The sequence below is a fragment of the Ottowia caeni genome, assembly GCF_050821495.1.
GTDB lineage: Bacteria > Pseudomonadota > Gammaproteobacteria > Burkholderiales > Burkholderiaceae_C > Ottowia > Ottowia caeni.
The window spans coordinates 1,059,919-1,079,148 of the sequence record NZ_CP151080.1 but is presented as its reverse complement, the minus strand read 5'-3'; the positions used below and the strand labels follow the sequence as shown (position 1 = coordinate 1,079,148).

The 19,230-nt window shown below is 59.5% G+C and carries 20 protein-coding genes and 2 pseudogenes; 10 read left to right on the top strand and 12 right to left on the bottom strand.

Going from position 1 to position 19,230, the window contains the following annotated elements:
• Nucleotides 1-108: 108 nt before the first annotated feature.
• Entirely contained in the window at nt 109-594 is a 486-nt protein-coding gene (gene lysM / locus AAAK34_RS05165) for a peptidoglycan-binding protein LysM (RefSeq protein WP_231693752.1), read from the top strand.
• A 44-nt stretch (nt 595-638) separates the two neighbouring features.
• On the opposite strand, the pseudogene AAAK34_RS05160 reads toward lysM, so the two are convergent.
• A pseudogene (locus AAAK34_RS05160) lies at nt 639-1,126 on the bottom strand (rhodanese-like domain-containing protein).
• Between the two features lie 408 nt (nt 1,127-1,534).
• Nucleotides 1,535-1,726: pseudogene (locus AAAK34_RS05155) on the bottom strand (MBL fold metallo-hydrolase); the annotation flags it as partial.
• Between the two features lie 507 nt (nt 1,727-2,233).
• On the opposite strand from AAAK34_RS05155, the gene AAAK34_RS05150 reads away from it, so the two are divergent.
• The 3 genes from AAAK34_RS05150 (at nt 2,234) to AAAK34_RS05140 (ending at nt 7,120) form a co-directional block, all read left to right on the top strand.
• A complete protein-coding gene (locus tag AAAK34_RS05150; RefSeq protein WP_231693754.1) occupies nt 2,234-3,100 on the top strand; it encodes a PPK2 family polyphosphate kinase in 867 nt (288 codons plus the stop codon).
• 123 nt (nt 3,101-3,223) lie between these two features.
• The gene (gene ggt, locus AAAK34_RS05145; RefSeq protein ID WP_231693755.1) at nt 3,224-5,002 is read left to right on the top strand and encodes a gamma-glutamyltransferase; all 1,779 of its coding nucleotides are present in this window, start codon (nt 3,224-3,226) and stop codon (nt 5,000-5,002) included.
• 420 nt (nt 5,003-5,422) lie between these two features.
• Complete coding sequence (locus AAAK34_RS05140; protein WP_231693756.1) at nt 5,423-7,120, top strand: ATP-binding domain-containing protein; 1,698 nt, start codon at nt 5,423-5,425, stop codon at nt 7,118-7,120.
• A 624-nt stretch (nt 7,121-7,744) separates the two neighbouring features.
• Here the strand turns inward: AAAK34_RS05140 and AAAK34_RS05135 are convergent.
• The 4 genes from AAAK34_RS05135 to AAAK34_RS05120 all read right to left on the bottom strand — a co-directional run bounded on the left by AAAK34_RS05135 (nt 7,745) and on the right by AAAK34_RS05120 (nt 9,074).
• A complete protein-coding gene (locus AAAK34_RS05135) occupies nt 7,745-8,062 on the bottom strand; it encodes a helix-turn-helix domain-containing protein (RefSeq protein WP_231693757.1) in 318 nt (105 codons plus the stop codon).
• Between the two features lie 98 nt (nt 8,063-8,160).
• Complete coding sequence (locus AAAK34_RS05130; protein WP_431777814.1) at nt 8,161-8,430, bottom strand: type II toxin-antitoxin system RelE/ParE family toxin; 270 nt, start codon at nt 8,428-8,430, stop codon at nt 8,161-8,163.
• Between the two features lie 69 nt (nt 8,431-8,499).
• Nucleotides 8,500-8,769, bottom strand: coding sequence for a hypothetical protein (locus tag AAAK34_RS05125; RefSeq protein WP_431777813.1), 270 nt, complete (start codon nt 8,767-8,769; stop codon nt 8,500-8,502).
• Nucleotides 8,682-9,074 (bottom strand): hypothetical protein, encoded by a 393-nt coding sequence (locus AAAK34_RS05120; RefSeq protein ID WP_431777812.1) that lies wholly within the window; start codon nt 9,072-9,074, stop codon nt 8,682-8,684. Before AAAK34_RS05120 ends, AAAK34_RS05125 begins: the two co-directional genes overlap by 88 nt.
• A gap of 153 nt (nt 9,075-9,227) precedes the next feature.
• Here AAAK34_RS05120 and AAAK34_RS05115 point away from each other — a divergent pair, with 153 nt between their 5' ends.
• A complete protein-coding gene (locus tag AAAK34_RS05115; RefSeq protein ID WP_231693759.1) occupies nt 9,228-10,496 on the top strand; it encodes an ATP-binding protein in 1,269 nt (422 codons plus the stop codon).
• On the top strand, nt 10,496-11,170 hold the full coding sequence (locus tag AAAK34_RS05110) for an RloB family protein (RefSeq protein WP_231693760.1): 675 nt from the start codon (nt 10,496-10,498) through the stop codon (nt 11,168-11,170). Before AAAK34_RS05115 ends, AAAK34_RS05110 begins: the two co-directional genes overlap by 1 nt.
• Nucleotides 11,171-11,287: 117 nt before the next feature.
• Here AAAK34_RS05110 and AAAK34_RS05105 read toward each other — a convergent pair whose 3' ends face one another.
• Genes AAAK34_RS05105 through AAAK34_RS05095 form a run of 3 tightly spaced genes read right to left on the bottom strand, consistent with a single transcriptional unit; the run spans nt 11,288 to nt 12,984 of the window.
• Entirely contained in the window at nt 11,288-11,701 is a 414-nt protein-coding gene (locus AAAK34_RS05105; RefSeq protein WP_231693761.1) for a YbaN family protein, read from the bottom strand.
• Nucleotides 11,702-11,716: 15 nt separating this feature from the next.
• Nucleotides 11,717-12,709 carry an MgtC/SapB family protein gene (locus AAAK34_RS05100; protein WP_431777811.1) on the bottom strand — a complete coding sequence of 331 codons (993 nt, stop codon included), beginning with the start codon at nt 12,707-12,709 and terminating at the stop codon, nt 11,717-11,719.
• Nucleotides 12,706-12,984 carry an MgtC/SapB family protein gene (locus AAAK34_RS05095; protein WP_431777810.1) on the bottom strand — a complete coding sequence of 93 codons (279 nt, stop codon included), beginning with the start codon at nt 12,982-12,984 and terminating at the stop codon, nt 12,706-12,708. The genes AAAK34_RS05100 and AAAK34_RS05095 overlap by 4 nt, the downstream gene beginning before the upstream one ends.
• 44 nt (nt 12,985-13,028) lie before the next feature.
• On the opposite strand from AAAK34_RS05095, the gene AAAK34_RS05090 reads away from it, so the two are divergent.
• The gene (locus tag AAAK34_RS05090; protein ID WP_231693763.1) at nt 13,029-14,519 is read left to right on the top strand and encodes an AMP nucleosidase; all 1,491 of its coding nucleotides are present in this window, start codon (nt 13,029-13,031) and stop codon (nt 14,517-14,519) included.
• A gap of 181 nt (nt 14,520-14,700) precedes the next feature.
• Here AAAK34_RS05090 and AAAK34_RS05085 read toward each other — a convergent pair whose 3' ends face one another.
• Together AAAK34_RS05085 and AAAK34_RS05080 are read right to left on the bottom strand one after the other, a co-directional pair.
• Complete coding sequence (locus tag AAAK34_RS05085) at nt 14,701-15,429, bottom strand: LysR substrate-binding domain-containing protein (RefSeq protein WP_431777809.1); 729 nt, start codon at nt 15,427-15,429, stop codon at nt 14,701-14,703.
• The gene (locus tag AAAK34_RS05080) at nt 15,399-15,623 is read right to left on the bottom strand and encodes a helix-turn-helix domain-containing protein (RefSeq protein ID WP_431777808.1); all 225 of its coding nucleotides are present in this window, start codon (nt 15,621-15,623) and stop codon (nt 15,399-15,401) included. Before AAAK34_RS05080 ends, AAAK34_RS05085 begins: the two co-directional genes overlap by 31 nt.
• 116 nt (nt 15,624-15,739) lie before the next feature.
• Here AAAK34_RS05080 and AAAK34_RS05075 point away from each other — a divergent pair, with 116 nt between their 5' ends.
• From AAAK34_RS05075 to AAAK34_RS05065, 3 genes are all read left to right on the top strand, one after another.
• The gene (locus AAAK34_RS05075; RefSeq protein WP_231693765.1) at nt 15,740-16,603 is read left to right on the top strand and encodes a VOC family protein; all 864 of its coding nucleotides are present in this window, start codon (nt 15,740-15,742) and stop codon (nt 16,601-16,603) included.
• Complete coding sequence (locus AAAK34_RS05070) at nt 16,603-17,313, top strand: class II aldolase/adducin family protein (RefSeq protein WP_231693766.1); 711 nt, start codon at nt 16,603-16,605, stop codon at nt 17,311-17,313. Before AAAK34_RS05075 ends, AAAK34_RS05070 begins: the two co-directional genes overlap by 1 nt.
• Nucleotides 17,314-17,496: 183 nt before the next feature.
• The gene (locus tag AAAK34_RS05065) at nt 17,497-18,480 is read left to right on the top strand and encodes a tripartite tricarboxylate transporter substrate binding protein (RefSeq protein ID WP_231693767.1); all 984 of its coding nucleotides are present in this window, start codon (nt 17,497-17,499) and stop codon (nt 18,478-18,480) included.
• Between the two features lie 32 nt (nt 18,481-18,512).
• Here AAAK34_RS05065 and AAAK34_RS05060 read toward each other — a convergent pair whose 3' ends face one another.
• A complete protein-coding gene (locus tag AAAK34_RS05060; protein WP_231693768.1) occupies nt 18,513-18,857 on the bottom strand; it encodes a DUF6172 family protein in 345 nt (114 codons plus the stop codon).
• Between the last annotated feature and the right edge of the window lie 373 nt (nt 18,858-19,230).

Below are 19,230 nucleotides of genomic sequence, written 5' to 3'. Positions count from 1 at the left end.
GGCAATATAACGGCTTTGTCCTACGCCGGATGCAGAATGGGCATATAAAAGTGCCGCAAACAACGGTTAAAGTGAGTTTTCTGTTCACCAACACCAAGGAGATATCGCATGGGATTGTTCAGTTTCATCAAGGATGCCGGGGAAAAGCTCTTCGGCACCAAAGAGGCACAGGCCTCCACCCCCGCCGCTGGCGCTCCTAATTTGGCCGATCTCAACGCGAAGGCGGCAGACGCCATCAAGACTTACATCGAAAAGCAGAACCTCGGCGTTTCCGGCCTGGCCGTCACATTCGACGGCGCTACCGGAAAGGTAACGCTGGCCGGCAGCGCCCCCACGCAGGAAGCAGCCGAAAAGGCCGGACTTGCCGCCGGCAACGTGGCCAGCGTGAGCGACGTGGACAACAACCTCGAGTTCCCGGCCGGCACTGCGTCGCAGTTCCATGACGTGGTACGAGGCGACACACTCTCGGCCATTTCCAAGAAGTACTATGGTGACGCCAACAAGTACAACGTCATCTTTGAAGCCAACAAGCCGATGCTGAGCCACCCGGACAAAATCTACCCCGGCCAAAAGCTGCGGATTCCTCCGCTGTAAAAAGCTGCAAGCCCTCCGATCGACGGCGCCTCAGGGCGCCGTCTTCAGTTCTGCTTCCACGGCATCCCTGCGTGCCGCCAGCCATTCTTGTGACCGCGTTGAGCGTGTTCGTCTGGATCCCCCTCAAAGCCCCCCAGCACGTTGTAAGCGGTCAGCCCCAGTTCTGTCGCGCGCTTGGCAGCTGCAATGGACCGCACCCCGCTACGGCATAGCAGGGCCAGTGTCCTGCCCCCTCCGCTGCCGTTCGGATGGCGCTGTCAAAATCAGGATTGAGCGCCATCTGAGGCCACTGCTTCCAGGCCACCGCCACCGCCCCAGGCACAAATCCGACCCACTCGCGCTCGGCATCAGTGCGCACATCGACCAGCACCGCTTGCCCCATGCTCATCCATTCGTAGGCAGTCTGCGGCGTAATGTCGCCCGCATAGCCTTCGGCGGGCCTAGGAGCGCCTCCACTGCCACCTGCATCTTGCCGCAGGCCGGAACGCTGGTTGGCCGGCACGGCCTCGCCAATGCGCTGTGGAGGTGGCAGATGGAGGTTATTCATCAATGCCACAAATTCATCCTGCGTCTTGCCCGCAATACGCGGGTTGGTGGCTCTTTCAAGCGCGATCGTCGATTGCGTGCGCTCCTTGTAGTCATGCCCGGGCCAGACGATGGTGGCATCCGGCAGCTTGAACAATACCTCGGTGAGGCTGCGATAAAGTTGCGCCGCATCGCCAGACTGAAAATCGGTACGGCCACAACCGCCGATTAGCAGCGTGTCTCCGGTGAACACATGGCAAGTGTCGCGGCGCAGATCGGGACGCATCTCGTGCCCAAGCTCAGTGGTAGCCGCCTCTCTCGGCATTTCTGCGTGACCTTCTTCGGCAGCAGCACGCTCCCAGTAGTAGCAGACGCTGCCTGCGGTATGCCCTGGCGTGTGCAGCACACGCACGCGCTCGGCGCCGAATGCCAGCTCGTCGCCGTCTCTGAGCTGAGTTGCAGCAGTACCTACCTCGCAACCAGCCGGAGCAGCCATGTGCGCACCGGTCAGCTCGGCAAGCTTGGCAGCGCTGGTCACATGGTCTGCATGGGCGTGCGTTTCAACGGCCCAGCGCAAAGTGAGGCCCAGTCGCTCCAAAACCGACATGTCGCGGTCAAGCTGCTCTTCAACCGGGTCGATGATCAACGCTTCGCGCGTCTTCTCGTCAAAAAGAATGTACGTATACGTGCAGGACGCGGGATCAAATAGCTGGGTCGGGTTCATGTGCATTTCTCTCGCAAGAGGTTAAGGAAGGTATTCAAAACTCGTGACGACGCGCGAATCCGATGTCAGGGCACATCGCTGCTTTGGCTTTTATCGCCAATAGCTGAGCAATTGGCAACAAAATCCGCCTTGCGCTGCATCCCTGACATCGGCCCGCGCTTCCCGCCAGAGTTTTGAACACCTTCCTTAGGCGTAGGAACGAACGGAAGTTTGACGCGCAAGCAGGTCTTCATCGACAGCATGGCGCAGTGTTCGTATTCTGACGCCTTGAAGGAAAACTACGCAACATGTCGTGCGTGAGAGTGAAGACCATATCTGAGGTACAAAGAGGGGCGCTCGCAAAGAGCAAGGCGCAAGCTTATCCGGCAACTCACGGACTGGGAATTTGGCATGGCATCCAAGAAGAATGGCAACGGCAATGGAAACGGCAATGGAAACGGAAACGGCGCGCGACTGGCGGGTTTGCGACCGGTCAAAGGAAAATCGTTTGCGCTCAAGAGTTGCGACCCAGGTGCCAAGCCATTTTCAGTAGGAGAGAAGTCTGCGGATCGCGCGGTGCTGGAGTCGCTAGCGACCGAAATTGACGCACTACAGGATCACTTCTGGGCAGACCGACGCTACAAACTGCTCGTGGTGCTGCAAGGCACGGACACCTCCGGCAAGGACGGCACTATCCGAAGCGTATTCAAGGAAACCAGCCCGCTCGGCGTGCGCGCTGTCGGCTGGAAGGCCCCTAGCGAAAACGAAAAAGCCTACGACTATCTTTGGCGCATTCACCGGCAAATGCCCCATAGCGGTGAAATAGTGGTGTTTAACCGAAGCCACTATGAAGACGTGCTGGTGCCCGTCGTCAACGGATGGATCGATGAAAAGCAGACCCGTGAGCGATACGCACAGATCAACGATTTTGAGCGGATGCTGGTAGAAACCGGCACCGTGATCATGAAGTTCATGCTGCACATCAGTTTCGATGAGCAAAGCCAACGCCTGCAAGATCGCCTGGACGATCCAACCAAGCGCTGGAAATTCTCCATGGGCGACATCGAGGTGCGCAAGCAATGGAATGATTACCAGCGGGCCTACGAGGCCTTGCTGAACGCTACCTCCACCGAACATGCGCCATGGACCGTGGTGCCCGCAAACAGCAAGACGCACCGCAACCTCATGATCGCCACCTTGGTGCGTGACCGCCTGAAAGCCCTCGATCTGCGTTATCCACCCGATGACCCAAAGCTGAAGGGGCTGATCATCAAGTGATTTCCCACGAATTCCAATGAGGCCAGGCTTTGCTGATTCGACAAGTGGACCGATACTGACGGTCTTTGCGCCTACCAGCCATGCTGGTATCGCCACAGGTAACTGGCCGACAAGAGGAATCACATGCTCACCCAGACAAGAAACTACCGCTATCGCCTGCTGATCAGCGGCATCGCCCTGGCCGCACTCACAGCTTGCAGCACAGCCACCGCGCCGGCCATACAGTCTGCCCCTCCCGCCACGCAAGCTGCAGCGGCCGCCTACGACCACGACATGGACGTGTTCCACCCAGTGATCGCGCGCAACGGCATGGTGGCCAGCGAGCAGGAACTGGCTTCACAGATCGGGTTGAACGTGCTCAAGGGCGGCGGAAATGCGGTAGATGCCGCTGTCGCCATGGGGTTCGCGCTGGCAGTCGCCCTGCCCAATGCCGGCAACCTGGGTGGTGGCGGCTTCATGATGGTCCACGACGCCAAGACCGGCAAGGACGTTGCGCTGGATTTTCGCGAAGTGGCCCCCCTCGCCGCTTCGCGCAACATGTACCTGGATGAGAAGGGCAACATCATCAACGGCAAGTCTCTCTTTACCCACTCGGCGATTGGCGTCCCCGGCACAGTGGCCGGCATGGCGCACGCAGCGCAAAAATGGGGCACGCAGCCGCTCGCGAAGCTGATCCAGCCCTCCATCGACCTGGCAGAAAAAGGCTTTCCTGTGAGCGAGACCCTGGCCAAAGTGCTCAGACAGGAAACCAGGAACATGGGCAAGTGGGAGGCAAGCAAAGCCATTTACTGGAAAGACGGCGCTCCGCTGAAACCCGGTGATCTGCTGATCAACAAGGATCTGGGCAACTCCCTGCGCCTGATTTCGCGGGACGGTGCCAAGGCCTTCTACGAAGGCGAAATCGCCCAGAAAATCGTCGCCGATATGGCCAAGAACAACGGCCCCATGACCGCGCAGGATTTGCGCGAATACAAAGTAGTAGAGCGCGAACCCGTGCGCGGCACCTACCGCGGCTACCAGATCGTGACCATGCCGCCTCCCTCTTCGGGCGGTGCCCACTTGGTGCAAATTCTCAACATGATGGAGCGCTGGCCCCTCAAGGACTGGGGCCACAACAGCGCGCAGACCGTGCACCATATGGCCGAGGCCATGAAGCTCGCCTATGCCGACCGCAGCGAATACCTGGGCGACCCTGATTTCGTGAAAATCCCGCTAAAGGGCCTGACTTCAAAGAAGTACGCGGACGAACTGGCCAAGACCATCGACCCGAACCGCGCGCGCCCTGCCAAGGAAATCAAGCCGGGCAAGCCGCAGCCGTACGAGAGTGACCAAACCACGCACTACTCGGTCATGGACAAGGCTGGCAACATCGCGGCGGTCACCTACACCCTCAACACCAATTTTGGTTCAGGCATCGTGGCCCCCGGCACCGGCATCATGATGAACAACGAGATGGACGACTTTTCAGCCAAACCGGGCGTGCCCAATGCCTATGGCCTGGTGGGCGGCGACGCCAACGCCGTCGGCCCCCGCAAGCGCCCGCTTTCTTCCATGACGCCCACATTCGTCCTCAAAGACGGCAAGCCCTGGCTCGTCACCGGCAGCCCCGGCGGCGCCCGCATTATCACCACCGTTCTGCAACAAGTGGTCAACGCCATCGACTTTGGAATGAACCCAGCCGAGGGCGCTGCGGCGCTGCGTTTTCACCACCAATGGACGCCTGATGAACTGCGCCTGGAAAAAGGCTTCTCGCCCGACTCCATTGCGCTGCTGAAGCAACGCGGGCAAAACGTCGCCGTCAAAGCTGCCATGGGCCGTACGCAGAGCATCCAGATCCGAAACGGCGAATTTTGGGGGTACTCCGATCCGCGCAACCCGGATGGCAAGACGCTGGGGTATTAAGGCCTTCGTTTTAAGCTGATCTCATGAGAAACAAAAATTTTTCAGCGCATATTCATCGGCATTTCGCTCCCCTCGTCATCCCCGGATCGCCAGCCGCCGCGCAGGCGGGAATGACGAGATAGAGGACGGTGATGCATGGGTCAGGGGTTCATGAGAAACAAAAAATTTGAAAGCACAAAACGGCCTCCATGATCCCTGCCTTTGTAGGAGCGGCTTCAGCCGCGAAGGGTCACCGTCATCCATGACGTCTTGTGCTCGGAAGGAAACCGTTCGCGGCTGAAGCCGCTCCTACATGCACCCCCTCTTTGTTTCTCCCCGGAGCGCCGGGCGCCCCCAAGGGGCCTGGGAAGCTCATGAGCAAGACAAGCCAGGCCAGACCAATCCTGCTGTCTGGCCGAATAACCGAAAGAGCAAGGATAGATGGCCAGAGTCACGCCGCCCATTCACACCATCAAGGCCATGAGCCATGGTGAGTACACAGAAATCAGTGTGCTTCAAAGTCTGGCCGACGAGTTGCCTGACACGTTCGAACTCTTTCACAGCGTCGACTGGACACAAGTTCACCCCACCAGTGACCGCCACGGCGAAATCGACATCATTGTGCTCAACCAGAGCGGTGATTTGGCACTGCTCGAAGTCAAGGCTGGTGAACTGAGAATCACCGATCAGGGCCTGTTCAAGAGCTACGGCAACGATCTGCGCAATGTGGGGTCACAGGCGCACTGGCAGTTCAAGGGCATACAGCATCGCTTGCGCAATGCCGGGCTTGATGTGCGGCTGATGCACTTTCTAGTGCTGCCCGATGCCACCGTCGGCACCGAAGCGGCCACCATTGGCTTCCCACGCGAGAGGCTTCTTGACAGCTCGGACTGCCAGAACCTGGCTCGGGCGATCCTGGCTCGGCTCGGTTCTGGCCAGCCTAGCGACCTCAAGGAACGGGTGCAGGCCTTCCTGCAGGACAGGCTTCAATGCAAGGTGGAAGTTGGCACGCTGGCAGGCGCACTGCAAAGCTGGACCCATTTCCTCTCGGAAGGGCTGACCGAGTGGGTGCCGCGCATCCACGCGCCCAGTCGCATTGTGCGCATTCAAGGCACCGCCGGCTCCGGCAAGACCCAACTCGCACTCAGTCTACTAAGGCAAGCGGTCGCTCAAGGCCGGCGCGCAGCCTATGTCTGCTTCAACAGACCCTTGGCCGACCACATGCGCGAAATCGCCCCGGCCCGCTGCGAAGTTCAAACGTTTCACCAGTTGTGTTGGCATGAGACAGCGGCAAAAGAATCGTCGGCGCAAGGCGAACCTCAGGCAGCTGCCGTATCCTCCGCGGACTTTGCCGAAGCGGTGAATCACTATAGACGTCACCTCGCAGAAGCCGGGGCAGATCTTGACCTGCTCCTCATCGACGAGTTGCAAGACTTCACAGCCGATTGGCTTCAAATTCTGGTGAGCCGGGTGCGCGTGCTGCAATTGCCAGAAGAAATCCGCCCACCCGGCCATGGCCCTGAAGGTCTTTACCTGCTCGACGACCCCGATCAATGCCTATACCCCGACCGGGAGGAGCTGGACATCACCGAAGCGGTGATCGTGACCTGCCGGGACAACCACCGGAGCCCTCGCCTGGTGGTGGACACCATCAACCATCTTCAGCTGGTGCAACCGCCCATCACCGCTCGCTCACCCTTCCCCGGCGAAATGCCCACCTTCCGCACATGGAAGTCTGCCTCCGTAGAGGCCATGAAAGCCAGAACCACGGACGCCGTTCAAGCGTGCCTGGACAAAGGCTTTCAATTGAACCAGATCGCCGTGCTGAGCTGGCGCGGTATGGACAGATCTCAGTTGCTGAAGCTTGACCAACTTGGCGCCTGGCGTGTGACGCGATACTCAGGCCAGTTCGACGACCAGCAACGACCCATCCATACCCAGGGCCACCTTCGCATTGAAACCCTACGCCGCTTCAAAGGCCAGTCCGCTCCGGCCATCGTGCTGACCGAAATCGACGAAGAATCCTGGACTGACCTGCACCGCCGCATGCTGTTCGTCGGCATGACCCGTGCCAGCATGCACCTTGAAATGGTGCTGAGTGACAGGGTTGAACAACAATTGATGCAGCAGCTGGAGTAAGCGATGCAGGCGCAGAGGTCGGCTGGTAGGGCACCATTGAAAAATCCTCCAATCTCCAGTCCTGAGCCCAAGTCAGGCCATCACGACCTGAGCGCGCACCTCGACCCTCAGAGCACGCTTGATGGCGGCGAAGATCGCGGACACGTTCGTCATCGTCGGGTTACCCGAACTCGCACCTTGGCTGCGGCCATGGCCTCCAGTGAGCCGAATCAGCCACAGAAAGGGCCGTCGCCACCGTCCAGCAGCAGTTCTTTGATCTGCAAGCTCACTAATCTTATGGCAACTTATACGTCACCATTTCGACAGCATGGCTGGTTGGATATCTGCGCGGCTCCCATGCTCGACCAAGAATAAGCGCGCGGAACTTGTTGATTCGCGCCTACCCGCAGGCCAAACGGAGAAGAAAGACAACTCTGCTGGTGGGAGTGGCAGATCCCGGAGATTTCGGCAGGTCGCCACCACAGCACAGGCGACCCGAACCTCGCATGAAGCGGGGATCCTGGGACATTGAAAAGGGCTATCAGACTATCCGACCCCTTTTGTATGGTGGCGGACGGACGCCGGTTCAATTCCGTCTCCGTCACTTGAATACCAATGCAGCGGGCGTAAGCGGCAACGGGCGGATCAAAGTACCGCCTCCAGCCCTTTGCGCTCAAGGATGTCTAGCAGCTTCTGCGACGGCCCGCTCGGGCGCTTGTCGCCCACCTCCCACTTGCGGACAGTGGACGTGCTGGTGTTCAGCACGCTGGCCAGCACGGCCTGACTCAGGTGCAATCGCTCGCGCAGCGCCTTGACCTTTTTGGCGTCGTAGTCCTGTACCGGTTCCAGGCACAGCGCGTCGTATTTCTGCATCTTGCGCTTGTCAATGAATCCCAGGCGATGCAGATCGCTGGCCGATTCGTGAACGGCTTCGAGGATGCGGCTCTTGGTCTTGGTGGTCATTGGCAAATCTCCTGCAAAGCGCCGTCGGCAACGGCTTCATCCAGTTGCGGGCCTGTTCGAGCCAGCAGGTCGGCGGCTATGGTCTGCAAGCCTTCGAGCTACTCGTCGCTGACGTTCGCCCGTTCACTCTTCTCGAAGCCGAGCACGAAAAACCAGCGGTTGCCCTTGTTGGTGGCTACCAGCGTGCGCACGCCACCACGCTTGCCGCGCCCCGCCAACCCGACGCGTTTTTTCACCACGCTACCGCCGAGGTCAGCGTCGATCAGACCAGCCGCCATCTCCTGAACGGCTTTGCACAGGACGGCTTCGGTGAGCTCTGTCTTGCGCATCCATCGCTGGAAGTGGCGAGTTTTGAAAACTCGCGTCATCGCATCTATTGTGCCACTGAGTGGCACAATATGTCTACCCGCCTGTTCCGGCACCCTGCCCAGCCGACATCACCATTCGAAACGGCCTACAGACGGCGCACCCGAATCGATGCGATACCCCATCGCCCGATAGCGACGCTGGGGCTTGTCCCACATCCGCAGCAGGGCCGGATGCCCCGTGTCTAAGAAGTCGATGATGCGCACGTCGGTCTTGCAGACAGTCTGAGTCTGTGTGTTGGGTGTTTTCTCGACTATTGCGTCACTCTGCGGCGACAGCGAGAGACCGCAGCCAGGGGTCGAGGTGGGCGATGTCGAACGCGCCCGAATCGAACTCTGCACCTACCCGCATGCCAAACGGAGAAGAAAGACGGCTCTTGCTCGCAACTTGCAACCGTTCTGCTGAAATGCTGGTCTAGCGTAGACAGGTCAATGGCGTTCCGAGACGGCGTCTCGGAAATAAGTGTCGGCGCGGATTCTCCAGGCAGTGTCTGAAGAATTGGGAGGGCTGGAGATTTCGCAAACAGTTTGTGCGAAATCTGGTCGGTTGGCCAAGCGAGGTAGAACGCGCGCATTTGGGTCAGATTGCGCCAGCCAAAGCCGCGCCCAAGCTGGCGACTTAAATCACCACCGAGCCGCTTGATCAAAGCTTCGCCACAGGTGGCACGATCCTGCCCCAGCTGACCTGGTCAGCAATGCCAACCCAGTCACTCGTTCTACGCAGTAAATATAAAATATATTTGTTTTTTGCTCTTCTCAGTCATAATTAAACTTTATTTTAGAAAGACGAGGTGAATTCAATGCTGATCGAATTCCGCGTCAAGAACTTCCGCAGTCTGCGCGACGAGCAGGTGCTCAGTCTTGTTGCGTCCAAGGACAAGACTCTGCAGGACACCCACACTCAGGCGACCGGCATCAGTGCCGCCCCCACCCTGGTAAGCAGTGCGGTGATTTATGGTGCCAACGCGAGCGGCAAATCCAATCTCGTCAAAGCCCTGCAATACATGCGTGGCATGGTGACCGAGTCCGCAACAGCGATCCAGCCGGGTCAGACCTTCGCCGTTCAACCCTTTCGACTCGACGCCGATTCCGCCAGCCAACCCAGCGAGTTCGAGGTCACATTCCTGCTCGATGGTGTGCGCTACCAGTATGGCTTTTCCATGACAGCTCAGCGGATCGTCAGTGAGCACCTGCTGGTTTACAAGGCGTTCAAGCCCCAGCGCTGGTTCACACGCCACTTTGACACCGCCACCGGCAAAGATCTCTACGACTTCGGTCCCGGCCTGAAAGGTCCCAAGATCCTGTGGGAAGGCGCCACCCGACCAAACTCCCTCTTTCTGTCAATGGCCGTACAACTCAACAGCGAAGTATTGCGACCTGTGTTCGACTGGTTTGCGAGTCGCCTGGTCATCTTCAATGAGCAAGCCCAGCTCAGTCCGCAGACGTCCATTCATATGCTCAGGCAGGCCGACAGCCGCAGGGAGATTTGCAACTTCCTCTCTGCTGCGGACATCAGCATCGCTGACATTGACGTGGAAACACGCAAAGTCCCTGGGCAGTCCGTTCACTTTGACCTGGTAGCCGGCAAAACTGAAGTTCGTTCGGAAGAAATGGAAGAGCACAAGTTGCGCTTCCATCACGTCACTGAACAAGGCAAAGCCGTGTTTGACTTGATGGACGAATCCAACGGCACGCGAAATCTGTTGTTTCTTGCGGGACCACTACTCGACATCTTGAGCAAAGGCCTGACGCTTGTCATCGATGAACTCGACACCAGCTTGCACACCCTGCTAGTGCGCGAACTTGTGCGGCTGTTCCACCGCCCCGAGATCAACACCGGCGGCGCCCAGTTGATCTTCACCACGCATGACACTTCGCTGCTAGACGCACCAGATCTTTTTCGACGCGATCAAGTGTGGTTCGTGGAGAAAGACCGTGATCAAACTTCAGCCTTGGTCAGCTTGTCCGAGTTCAGCCCGCGCAAGAACGAGGCACTGGAACGCGGCTACCTGCTGGGAAGGTACGGTGGTGTGCCGTTCCTCAGCCACGCGATTGGGCTGAAACACTGATGGCCCGCGACAACTCCCCTAAAGAACGCCAAAAGAAACAGCTTGAGCGAAAACAGGGACGCCGCGCAAGTTACGACCGCGTCCTGATCGTTTCTGAAGGCAGCAAGACCGAGCCGAATTACTTTCGCGAGATCCGTGCGGCCTATCGCTTGCACACTGCCAATGTGGAAGTTCGTCCCAGCGAATTGGGCACTGCACCTGTTCAGGTGGTGCAGTACGCCCAAGCTTTGTTTCAAGATGGCGACCGCCACAAAAACATCCAAAGTCGCGCATTCGAGAAAGTTTATGCAGTGTTTGACCGTGATGACCATGAAAGCTATCACGAGGCCTTGACGCTAGCTGCATCGCTTGATGGCAAGCTCAGGAACGATACCAAGCAGCCTGTAGTCTTCCAGGCCATTCCTTCTGTACCAAGCTTCGAGTTATGGCTTTTGCTGCATTTTGAGGACATTCGGACTCCGCTGCATCGTGATGAAGTGATGCGTCGCCTCAAGCTCCACATTCACGGATACGACAAAGGTGCGGGCAACGCGTTCGCGATCACCGGCAGATATTTATCTGTCGCCACCCAGCGCGCAGAACGATTGGCGGAGAGTTTCACGGCGTACACAGATCCCGAACCGTTCACTGCCATTGCTGAACTGGTGAAGCTGTTGACAACACTTCGTGGCTAGCATCGCAGCGGCAAGGGGAATCGTTGCAGAGCCCACCGTCGGACCATTTCCTCGGTATTTCTATCGAAGGGAATGAACAATTAGTTGGCCGCTTTGCGTTCCCGCCCATCGGGAAGGCTACTCCGGACGCATCCAGATCCAAACCGCCACGCAGCCCATCACCACCGGCACCCCTATGCGCAACCACAGCGGGATGGTGCCAAAAAACTGCATGCCCACGGCACTACTGGCCATCATGAGCGTGCTGAACCACTTGGCACGGCGGGATATGGCGCCCTGCTCGCGCCAGCGTCGAATGAGTGGGCCGTAGTGCTCATGATTCAGCAGCCAGCGCTCAAAGCTGGGCCAACCCTTGCCAGCAGCCCAGGCTGCCACCAACAAGAAGGGCACGGTGGGCACCACCGGCAACATCACCCCCACGAAACCCAGCAACCCGGCCACGACGGCGACTGCGCGCCACACAAGCATGGTGATGCGCCTGCGCAAAACCACGCGGGCTTCGTCAGGGATGATCGGATCTGGGCGGGGCATTGGATCAATGTATGGTCAGATCAGCACCAGCAAGCCTACAAACACTGCGGTGTGTACCAACTGCCCAGGCACGAACGCGCGCGCATAGGCCGCACCACCGGTCAAGCCCGCATTGACGCACTTGGCCAGCGCATGCACCACCACACCCAGCGCCACGGCTCGCACGAGTGCCGCGCCCCCTGGAGCATCGGGCGGGCCTTGCACGAAGATGGCTGCCATGGCAGCGTGCACCTCAAAAAGAGACGCCAGCAGCGTGCCAGCCAGCAGCCCGGCCTTCCCAAGCCACAGGCTCAGCCCATGCACGCCAGCCTGAATTCCCGTGAGCAGTGCCGCAATCAAAAAGGCTTCACGCAGACTGAACATGCGCCCCTGCGCCGACGTCGTCTCGCCCGCCACGCCCTTGGCTTCTGCGGAGCCTGACCGAACTATCCAGACACCCCACAGCAGCGCGACCACTGCGCCGCCCAGCGTCGGCAGCCATAGCAACTTCAACCAAGGCCCGCTCACGCTGACAGCCACCACCAGGAGCTGCAACAAGGTTGCCACGCAAGACAGCAGGGCCGCCCCTGCGCTTGCCTTGGCCGGTGCGTTGGCTTGCCGCACCTTGAGCCCCAGGCTGGCGACGGTTGCCGTGCTGGAGGCAAAGCCAGATGCAAATGCCGACAGCGCGAGCGCGTGTCGCGACATCAGTAGCCGCGCCGCAAAATGCGCCAGCGCCTGAATGCCCAGCAACAGCACCAGCAGCCGGGTCATGACGTAGGGGTTGAGCACCGGCCCCCACAATGGCCGGTCTGGCACCAGGGGCAGCGCGATCAGCGCCAGCGCCCCCAGTAACAGGCCGTCGCGTATTTCTGCCTCAGACAGCCAGTGCAGGGCGAAGCGATGCATGGGCTCGCGCGCAGCCAGCAATGCTGTCATGCCGACCGCCAGTGCCGCTGCCAGGGGTAGAGACTGCACACAGATCGCACCCGTCACGAACGTCAGCAGCAGGGCTATTTCAGTGGTCACGCCCGGGTCGCCCGAACGGCTTCGCCAATACGCCGCCACATTAAGGCCGGCGACCATCGCTGCGCCCACGGCAACCAGCAGAAGCCCCCTGCCAGCATGCAGGCGCAACCCAGTACGGATGCCAGGGTAAAGCTGCGGATGCCCGCAAGAGCCCTGTCTGGGCCCTGCCCTTTCCGACGCTCGCGCTCGGTGCCCACCAGCAGACCACAACCCAGCGCCGCGGCGAGCCGTGCGCCGGCGTCAAGCCAATTGGAATCCAGGATTTCAGCCGCCATGAATAATATTGATCAAATATCTTTGCGCTTGGCGACAATATCTCATGATCTCCCTGCCTTCATTCGTTCCCCCAGAATCTTTTACGGATCCGGCCGCCGCACTGGCACAGGCCAAGCGCATCTATGACGCTGGCGTGGCGCATCTGCGCACCGCCCTTCATGCCTATGTCGCGCAAGGAGAGGGCGACCCGACGCCCACGCGCGTAAGGGCATGCTACCCGTTCGTACGCCTGACCACTACGAACAACCGGCTTCCAGACACGCTAACCTCCTATGGTTTTGTCTCGCATGCCGGCCGCTACGAGACCACTCTGACACGGCCAGAACTGTTTGCCGGCTATTACCTGGAGCAGTTCCGCCTGCTGCTGAAAAACCACAACGCGTCGCTGGAAATCGGCACCAGCCATCAGCCGATCCCGCTGCCTTTCAGCTTTTCTGACGATGAATATTTTGAGGGGGGCATGAGTGCAGTGCAACGCCAGCGGCTGTCGGAAGTGTTCGATCTGCCTGACTTGACCGCGATGGACGACGGCATCGCCAATGGCACACACCGCACCCCGACAGGCGAGCCCGAACCGCTGGCGCTTTTCACGGCGCCTCGCGTGGACTATTCGCTCCATCGCCTGCGCCACTACACCGGCACGTCTCCTGAGCATTTTCAGAATTTTGTGCTGTTCACCAATTACCAGTTCTACATTGACGAGTTCATTGCCCTGGGCCAGGCCGAGATGCAAAAGCCTGACAGTGAATACGTTGCCTTCGTGCAGCCGGGCAATGTGGTGACACGGCGCGTAGGCTTGCCTGAGCGCCCGGGGGACGACAAGGGCGTTCCGCCGCCGCGCCTGCCCCAGATGCCGGCCTACCACCTGATACGCGAAGACCACTCCGGCATCAGTTTCGTGAACATTGGCGTAGGCCCCGCCAATGCCAAGACCATCACCGACCACGTTGCCGTACTGCGCCCGCATGCCTGGATCATGCTGGGCCATTGCGCGGGCCTGCGCAACAGTCAGCAACTCGGGGACTACGTGCTGGCCCATGGCTACGTGCGTGAAGACCACGTACTGGATGAAGATCTGCCCTTGTGGATTCCAGTGCCGGCACTGGCTGAAGTACAGGTGGCGCTCGAAACCGCGGTGGCCGACGTCACGCAACTCCAAGGCACTGAACTCAAGCGAGTCATGCGCACGGGCACCGTGGCGTCCACAGACAACCGCAACTGGGAGCTGCAAGGCAACAATGCGCCGCAGCGGCGGTTTTCTCAATCCAGAGCGGTGGCGCTAGACATGGAAAGCGCCACGATTGCCGCAAACGGGTTCCGGTTCCGCGTGCCCTATGGCACCTTGCTGTGTGTTTCAGACAAGCCCCTGCACGGCGAGATCAAACTGCCCGGCATGGCCAACCATTTTTACCGCGAGCGCGTGAACCAGCACTTGCTGATCGGGCTGCGCGCCATTGAGCGCCTGCGAGAAAACGGGCTCAACCGGCTACACAGCCGCAAGCTCCGCAGCTTTGCGGAAGTGGCGTTTCAGTAGGGGCTAGTGTCCTGAATTGCAAATTCGTTGAACAAATCCACCGACAATCGCCGCCATGCTGCGTCACAAAGCCTCGCGATACCACTCGGTATCACTGCGTTTTGTTCCTTGCCTGACACCGATTTCGGCAGATTTTTTCTTCAACGAACTTACAACTCAGGACACTAGAACCTTTTCCAGGCTAAGCGGCTCCGAACAGCTGCACCATGAGCTGGCGCAGCCAGGCGAGGGCCGGATCATCGTCGAAGCGCCGGTGCCAGTACATTTTCAGATCGAATGAGGGGAACTTGATCGGCGGTTTGATCAAATGCAGCGGCAGATGGTCTGCAATCAGTTCGGCCAAATTGTTGGGCACCGGGGACACGAGGTCGGTTTCTGCCACGATAGGGCCGATGCACAGGAAGCTGCGCACGCGCAGTGCCACGGGCGCACGCACATCACGGCGCATGAGCACGCGTTCCACCGCAGTCAAATGGCTCGTTCCGGGTGGGCTGGCCAGCACATGGGGCGTGCGTATGAGCTCTTTGGTGTCGCCACCGCTAGCCAGCAGCGGGTGGCCCTGCCGGGCCAGATAGACAAACTGCTCTTGAAACAAAGTCTCATGGAGCACCTGCGCGCCCAGGCCAGGAAAGAACCCCACCGCCAGATCGATCTCGCCGTTGGCCAAGCCATGCTGAAGCTCATCGAGCCCTGGTGACAGACATTCGCAGGTGACACCAGGCGCGTCTTGCGCAAGCCGCAGCCACAAGCGCGGCATGAAGAAGCGCTCGCCGATGTCGCTCATGGCGATTCGGAAGTGTCGCCGGGTGCTGGCCGCCTCGAAGCTGGGCTTGGCCAGCGTGGAGCGCACCACCCGCAGCGCCTCAGCCACGGTGGGAGCTATGGTTTCGGCAAAGGGCGTGGGCTCCACCCCCTCTGCATCCGCACGAACAGGGCATCTCCATAGGCTCGCCGCAGTTTGGCCAAACCATGACTGACCGCCGGTTGAGACAAAGCCAGCCGTTCGCCCGCCGCGGTGAGGTTGCGCGTGCGCCAGACCGTGTCGAACAACTCCAGGAGGTTCAAGTCAAGCTGACGAGTGAGGGGGCGGGATTTGCTGAGCATTTCTTGTCATTATTTTGGCGAATAACTGCCGCACTATATTTTCATTTGATCTATCTCAAAGCTTAGCCTAAATTCGATTCCCAACGAACACCGCGATTTCGCGCAGGAGACCTGACTTGATCAACCTTTGGGACATCCGATACGTGCGCCTGGGCACGCCAGATGTGGAGGCGGCCACGCGCTATGCACGCGACATCGTGGGGCTGGAGCTGGGCCGAAGAGAAGGCAAAGCTGCCTATTTCCGCTCCGATGACCGGGACCACACGCTGGTCTACTTTGAAGGCGACCCCAGTGATCACACTGTGGGCTTTGAGTTGCGCAGCAAGGAGGAGCTTCAAGCGGCGGCCGCTGCGCTGGACGCTGCCGACATTGCCGTGCACGCCGGAACAGCCGACGAGTGCGCACGCCGCGCCGTGGGATCTTTCATCAATTTCCGTGACCGTAACGGAAGCTCGATAGACCTGGTGGTACAGCCCCACCACAGCGGTCAGCGCCACTGGCCCTCGCGGGATGGCGGCATCACCGGCTTCAGCCATATCGGCCTGTGCAGCGCCAACCCCTCACGAGACGAAGCGTTCTGGACGCAAACGCTCGGCGCCAAGGTGAGCGACCGGATCGGCGCTGCTCCACTGCTGCGCATTGACGAAGTGCATCACAAGGTCGCCCTGTTTCCCTCGCAACGCGTGGGCGTGCAGCATATCAACCACCAGGTTGAATCGATCGACGACATCATGCGTGCGTGGTACCGCCTTCAAAGGGCAGGTGTGCGGATTGTGTTCGGACCTGGCCGGCACCCAACCTCAGGCGCCATGTTCCTGTACTTCGAGGGGCCGGACGGCATGGTGTATGAGTTTTCCAGCGGGGTGCGCCTAATCACGCCCGAACAGGAGCCTAGCTACCAGCCGCGCCAGTTCCCCATGGCCGACACTTCATTTTGCATGTGGGGCAGCAAGCCCGACATTCCGGAATTCAAAGTCTGATGAGCGAGCTGACCACGCAAGCGCTGGATGATCTGCAGCGCCAACTGAGAATGGCTGCGCGGGCGTTGGGTAGGCATGGCCTGGCCCACGCCTATGGCCACTGCAGCGTCCGGCTGGATGCTGATAGCTTCCTGGTATGTGCGGCTCGACCGATGGGCCTCATTGCTCCCGGAGAGTCAGGGGTGATAGTGAACATGGAAGGCGCTTTGCCAGACGGCGTACTGGGCGAAGTGCGCATTCATCAGCAGATCTACCGGCGCAGGCCAGAGGTGCAGTCCATAGCCCGCACCATGCCCCGCCATGTGATGACACTGGGCACCGCGCGCCGCGTACCCAAGCCCCGCCACGGTTTTGGAAGCTACTTTGGCGCGGGCATATCGCTGTGGGACAACCCGCAACTGGTTCGCAGCGACGAGGCCGCGAGCGCGCTGGCCGATCAACTGGGTGGGCGCCATGCGCTGGTGATGCGAGGCAACGGCGCGGTGGTGGCGGCCGATTCGCTGATGCAAGCCGTCGTGCTCACCTGGTATCTGGAAGACGCGGCCAAGCTGGAGCTGGAAGTTCTCTCCGCCGGGCTGGAGCAGGAATCCGTCGTTCTAAGCGAAGTCGAATGCAGCCAGCGCGCCACTTCTGCAGGCTTGATTTTCGAGCGCATGTGGGAGTACCTGACAGCAGGTGATCCTGAGGCACCGCCTGAACCACATCACTGAATACAAAAAAACACCATGCTGTTTGCCTAGTGGCCTTTGCTCACCTTGTAGGAGCGGCTTTAGCCGCGAGCGGCCTTTCGCGGCTAAAGCCGCTCCTACAAGGGATGAGGTCTTCACACTTCAGCGAACTGCATTGTTCACAAGCCCCAACTACACCAATCCCACTCAGATCCGGAGACAACCATGACTCGTGCCTTTCGTGCCACCTCGGTGTTCATCGCCACCACCCTGCTCTGCTTGGGCGGCGCACAAGCGCAAACACCGAATTTCCCGACCAAACCTGTAAAGATCGTCACTCCCTTCTCGGCCGGCAGCGGTCCCGACGCGGCGATGCGGGCGTTGGGTGATCTGCTGAGCCGGAAATGGGGCCAGCCTGTCATCATCGACAACAAACCAGGTGGCAACGGCTTCGTGGCCACGGCGCCCTTCAAGCAGGCGCAGCCCGACGGCCACGAATTGATCGGACTGGACAGCAGCCACATCACCACGCACCCCCACACTTTCAACAAGCTGCCCTATAACGCGCAAAAGGACTTCGAGCCCATCCGCCCGATACTGCTCACCGACTTCTACGTGGTCGTCGCGAAGGACAGCCCTTTCAACAGCTTGGCCGACATCGTCGCTGCAGCCAAGGCCAAGCCTGGTCACCTCACTTATGGCTCCTGGTTCGTGGGCTCCCCCGGCCACCTGGGCGCTTTGAGGCTGGAGTCACAGACCAAGATCAAGATGACACATGTGCCTTACAAGGAAATGTCACAACTCTACGCAGGTGTCTCTAACAAGGAGGTAGATTGGGCTTTAGGAAGCGCCGCGAGCGCCGGCCCCATGGAAAAGGCTGGCAAGCTCAAGTTCATTGGGCTCGGCGCTTCCAAGCGCTCCAGCATTTATCCTGACGCTCCATCGACCGATGAGTCGCCTGTGACCAAGGGCTTCGAGAGCAGCGCCTGGGTGGGTCTGTTTGCGCCTCCCGGCACGCCGAAGGCGGTCAAAGAGAAGATCAGCGCCGATATGCGTGAAGCCTTGGCCACGCCGATGATGCAAGACCGTTACCGCACTCTCGGATACGAGCTCATGGATCTCGGGCCGGAACAGTTCGCCGAGCGCATCCGCAAGGATGGCTCGATCTGGAAGACGGTGATTCAGGAAGCGGGCCTGAAGCTCGACTAATTCAGTGATCTCAGCCTAGAACCAATCTAGGCTCAGTCGTCAGACGCGTCGGTTTCGGAAGTGGGTTCCTCGGCGCTGGCGCCCTCACCCACCGGGCGCCGCTGCCGCACACCGGGCTTGGCCAGCAACTCCACATAACACTGCTCGCCACCTGCGGCTACCAGCGCGTCAAGCTGGTTGATCAACTCGGCCGGGTGCACTGTCTGTGCACTTTCCTTGTCTGCGCCGAAGCGGCAATCAAAATCCCAGAAGCTCGCGCCTTCGGGCAGATCGCGACGACGCTCGCGCTTGATGTATTTGCGGATGTCGTGTTTGACAGCCTCGAGAACGCGGTCAGGGTTTTTGCCTTCAGGCCGCAGTAGGTATATTTTTCGCATGGGGAAATTCTTTCAACTTGGGCCGGCTGCACGGTAGGTTGGGTAGAGCGCAGCGAAACCCAACAATCGGGTGCACTTAGAACGTGTTTACGATCTCCTCGCGCGGAGATCGCAAACGCGTTCTGAGGATACGTTGCCTGTTGGGCTTCGCTGCGCTCAGCACCAACCTACGAAGCCTGGAAAGCAAAAATTTGGCACGGTGCGCCGAGCGGAGCATTGCGCAATGCTTTGATTATCGCCTCGATACCCAGAAGCCACCTCATGGCTGCCGTCTCCCCATGGCGGGCAACGATGCGCTGATAGGCCACACACATGAACCGCCAAAGAGTCAGTGCAACAGGGGGTAATTTTGTAATACTATAATATTACTTTT

Bases quoted from the DNA above. Each gene is read 5' to 3' on its own strand.
- lysM (WP_231693752.1), top strand. From the start codon at position 109: ATGGGATTGTTCAGTTTCATCAAGGATGCCGGGGAAAAGCTCTTCGGC.
- AAAK34_RS05150 (WP_231693754.1), top strand. From the start codon at position 2,234: ATGGCATCCAAGAAGAATGGCAACGGCAATGGAAACGGCAATGGAAAC.
- ggt (WP_231693755.1), top strand. From the start codon at position 3,224: ATGCTCACCCAGACAAGAAACTACCGCTATCGCCTGCTGATCAGCGGC.
- AAAK34_RS05140 (WP_231693756.1), top strand. From the start codon at position 5,423: ATGGCCAGAGTCACGCCGCCCATTCACACCATCAAGGCCATGAGCCAT.
- AAAK34_RS05135 (WP_231693757.1), bottom strand. From the start codon at position 8,062: ATGACCACCAAGACCAAGAGCCGCATCCTCGAAGCCGTTCACGAATCG.
- AAAK34_RS05130 (WP_431777814.1), bottom strand. From the start codon at position 8,430: ATGACGCGAGTTTTCAAAACTCGCCACTTCCAGCGATGGATGCGCAAG.
- AAAK34_RS05115 (WP_231693759.1), top strand. From the start codon at position 9,228: ATGCTGATCGAATTCCGCGTCAAGAACTTCCGCAGTCTGCGCGACGAG.
- AAAK34_RS05110 (WP_231693760.1), top strand. From the start codon at position 10,496: ATGGCCCGCGACAACTCCCCTAAAGAACGCCAAAAGAAACAGCTTGAG.
- AAAK34_RS05105 (WP_231693761.1), bottom strand. From the start codon at position 11,701: ATGCCCCGCCCAGATCCGATCATCCCTGACGAAGCCCGCGTGGTTTTG.
- AAAK34_RS05095 (WP_431777810.1), bottom strand. From the start codon at position 12,984: ATGGCGGCTGAAATCCTGGATTCCAATTGGCTTGACGCCGGCGCACGG.
- AAAK34_RS05090 (WP_231693763.1), top strand. From the start codon at position 13,029: ATGATCTCCCTGCCTTCATTCGTTCCCCCAGAATCTTTTACGGATCCG.
- AAAK34_RS05080 (WP_431777808.1), bottom strand. From the start codon at position 15,623: ATGCTCAGCAAATCCCGCCCCCTCACTCGTCAGCTTGACTTGAACCTC.
- AAAK34_RS05070 (WP_231693766.1), top strand. From the start codon at position 16,603: ATGAGCGAGCTGACCACGCAAGCGCTGGATGATCTGCAGCGCCAACTG.
- AAAK34_RS05065 (WP_231693767.1), top strand. From the start codon at position 17,497: ATGACTCGTGCCTTTCGTGCCACCTCGGTGTTCATCGCCACCACCCTG.
- AAAK34_RS05060 (WP_231693768.1), bottom strand. From the start codon at position 18,857: ATGCGAAAAATATACCTACTGCGGCCTGAAGGCAAAAACCCTGACCGC.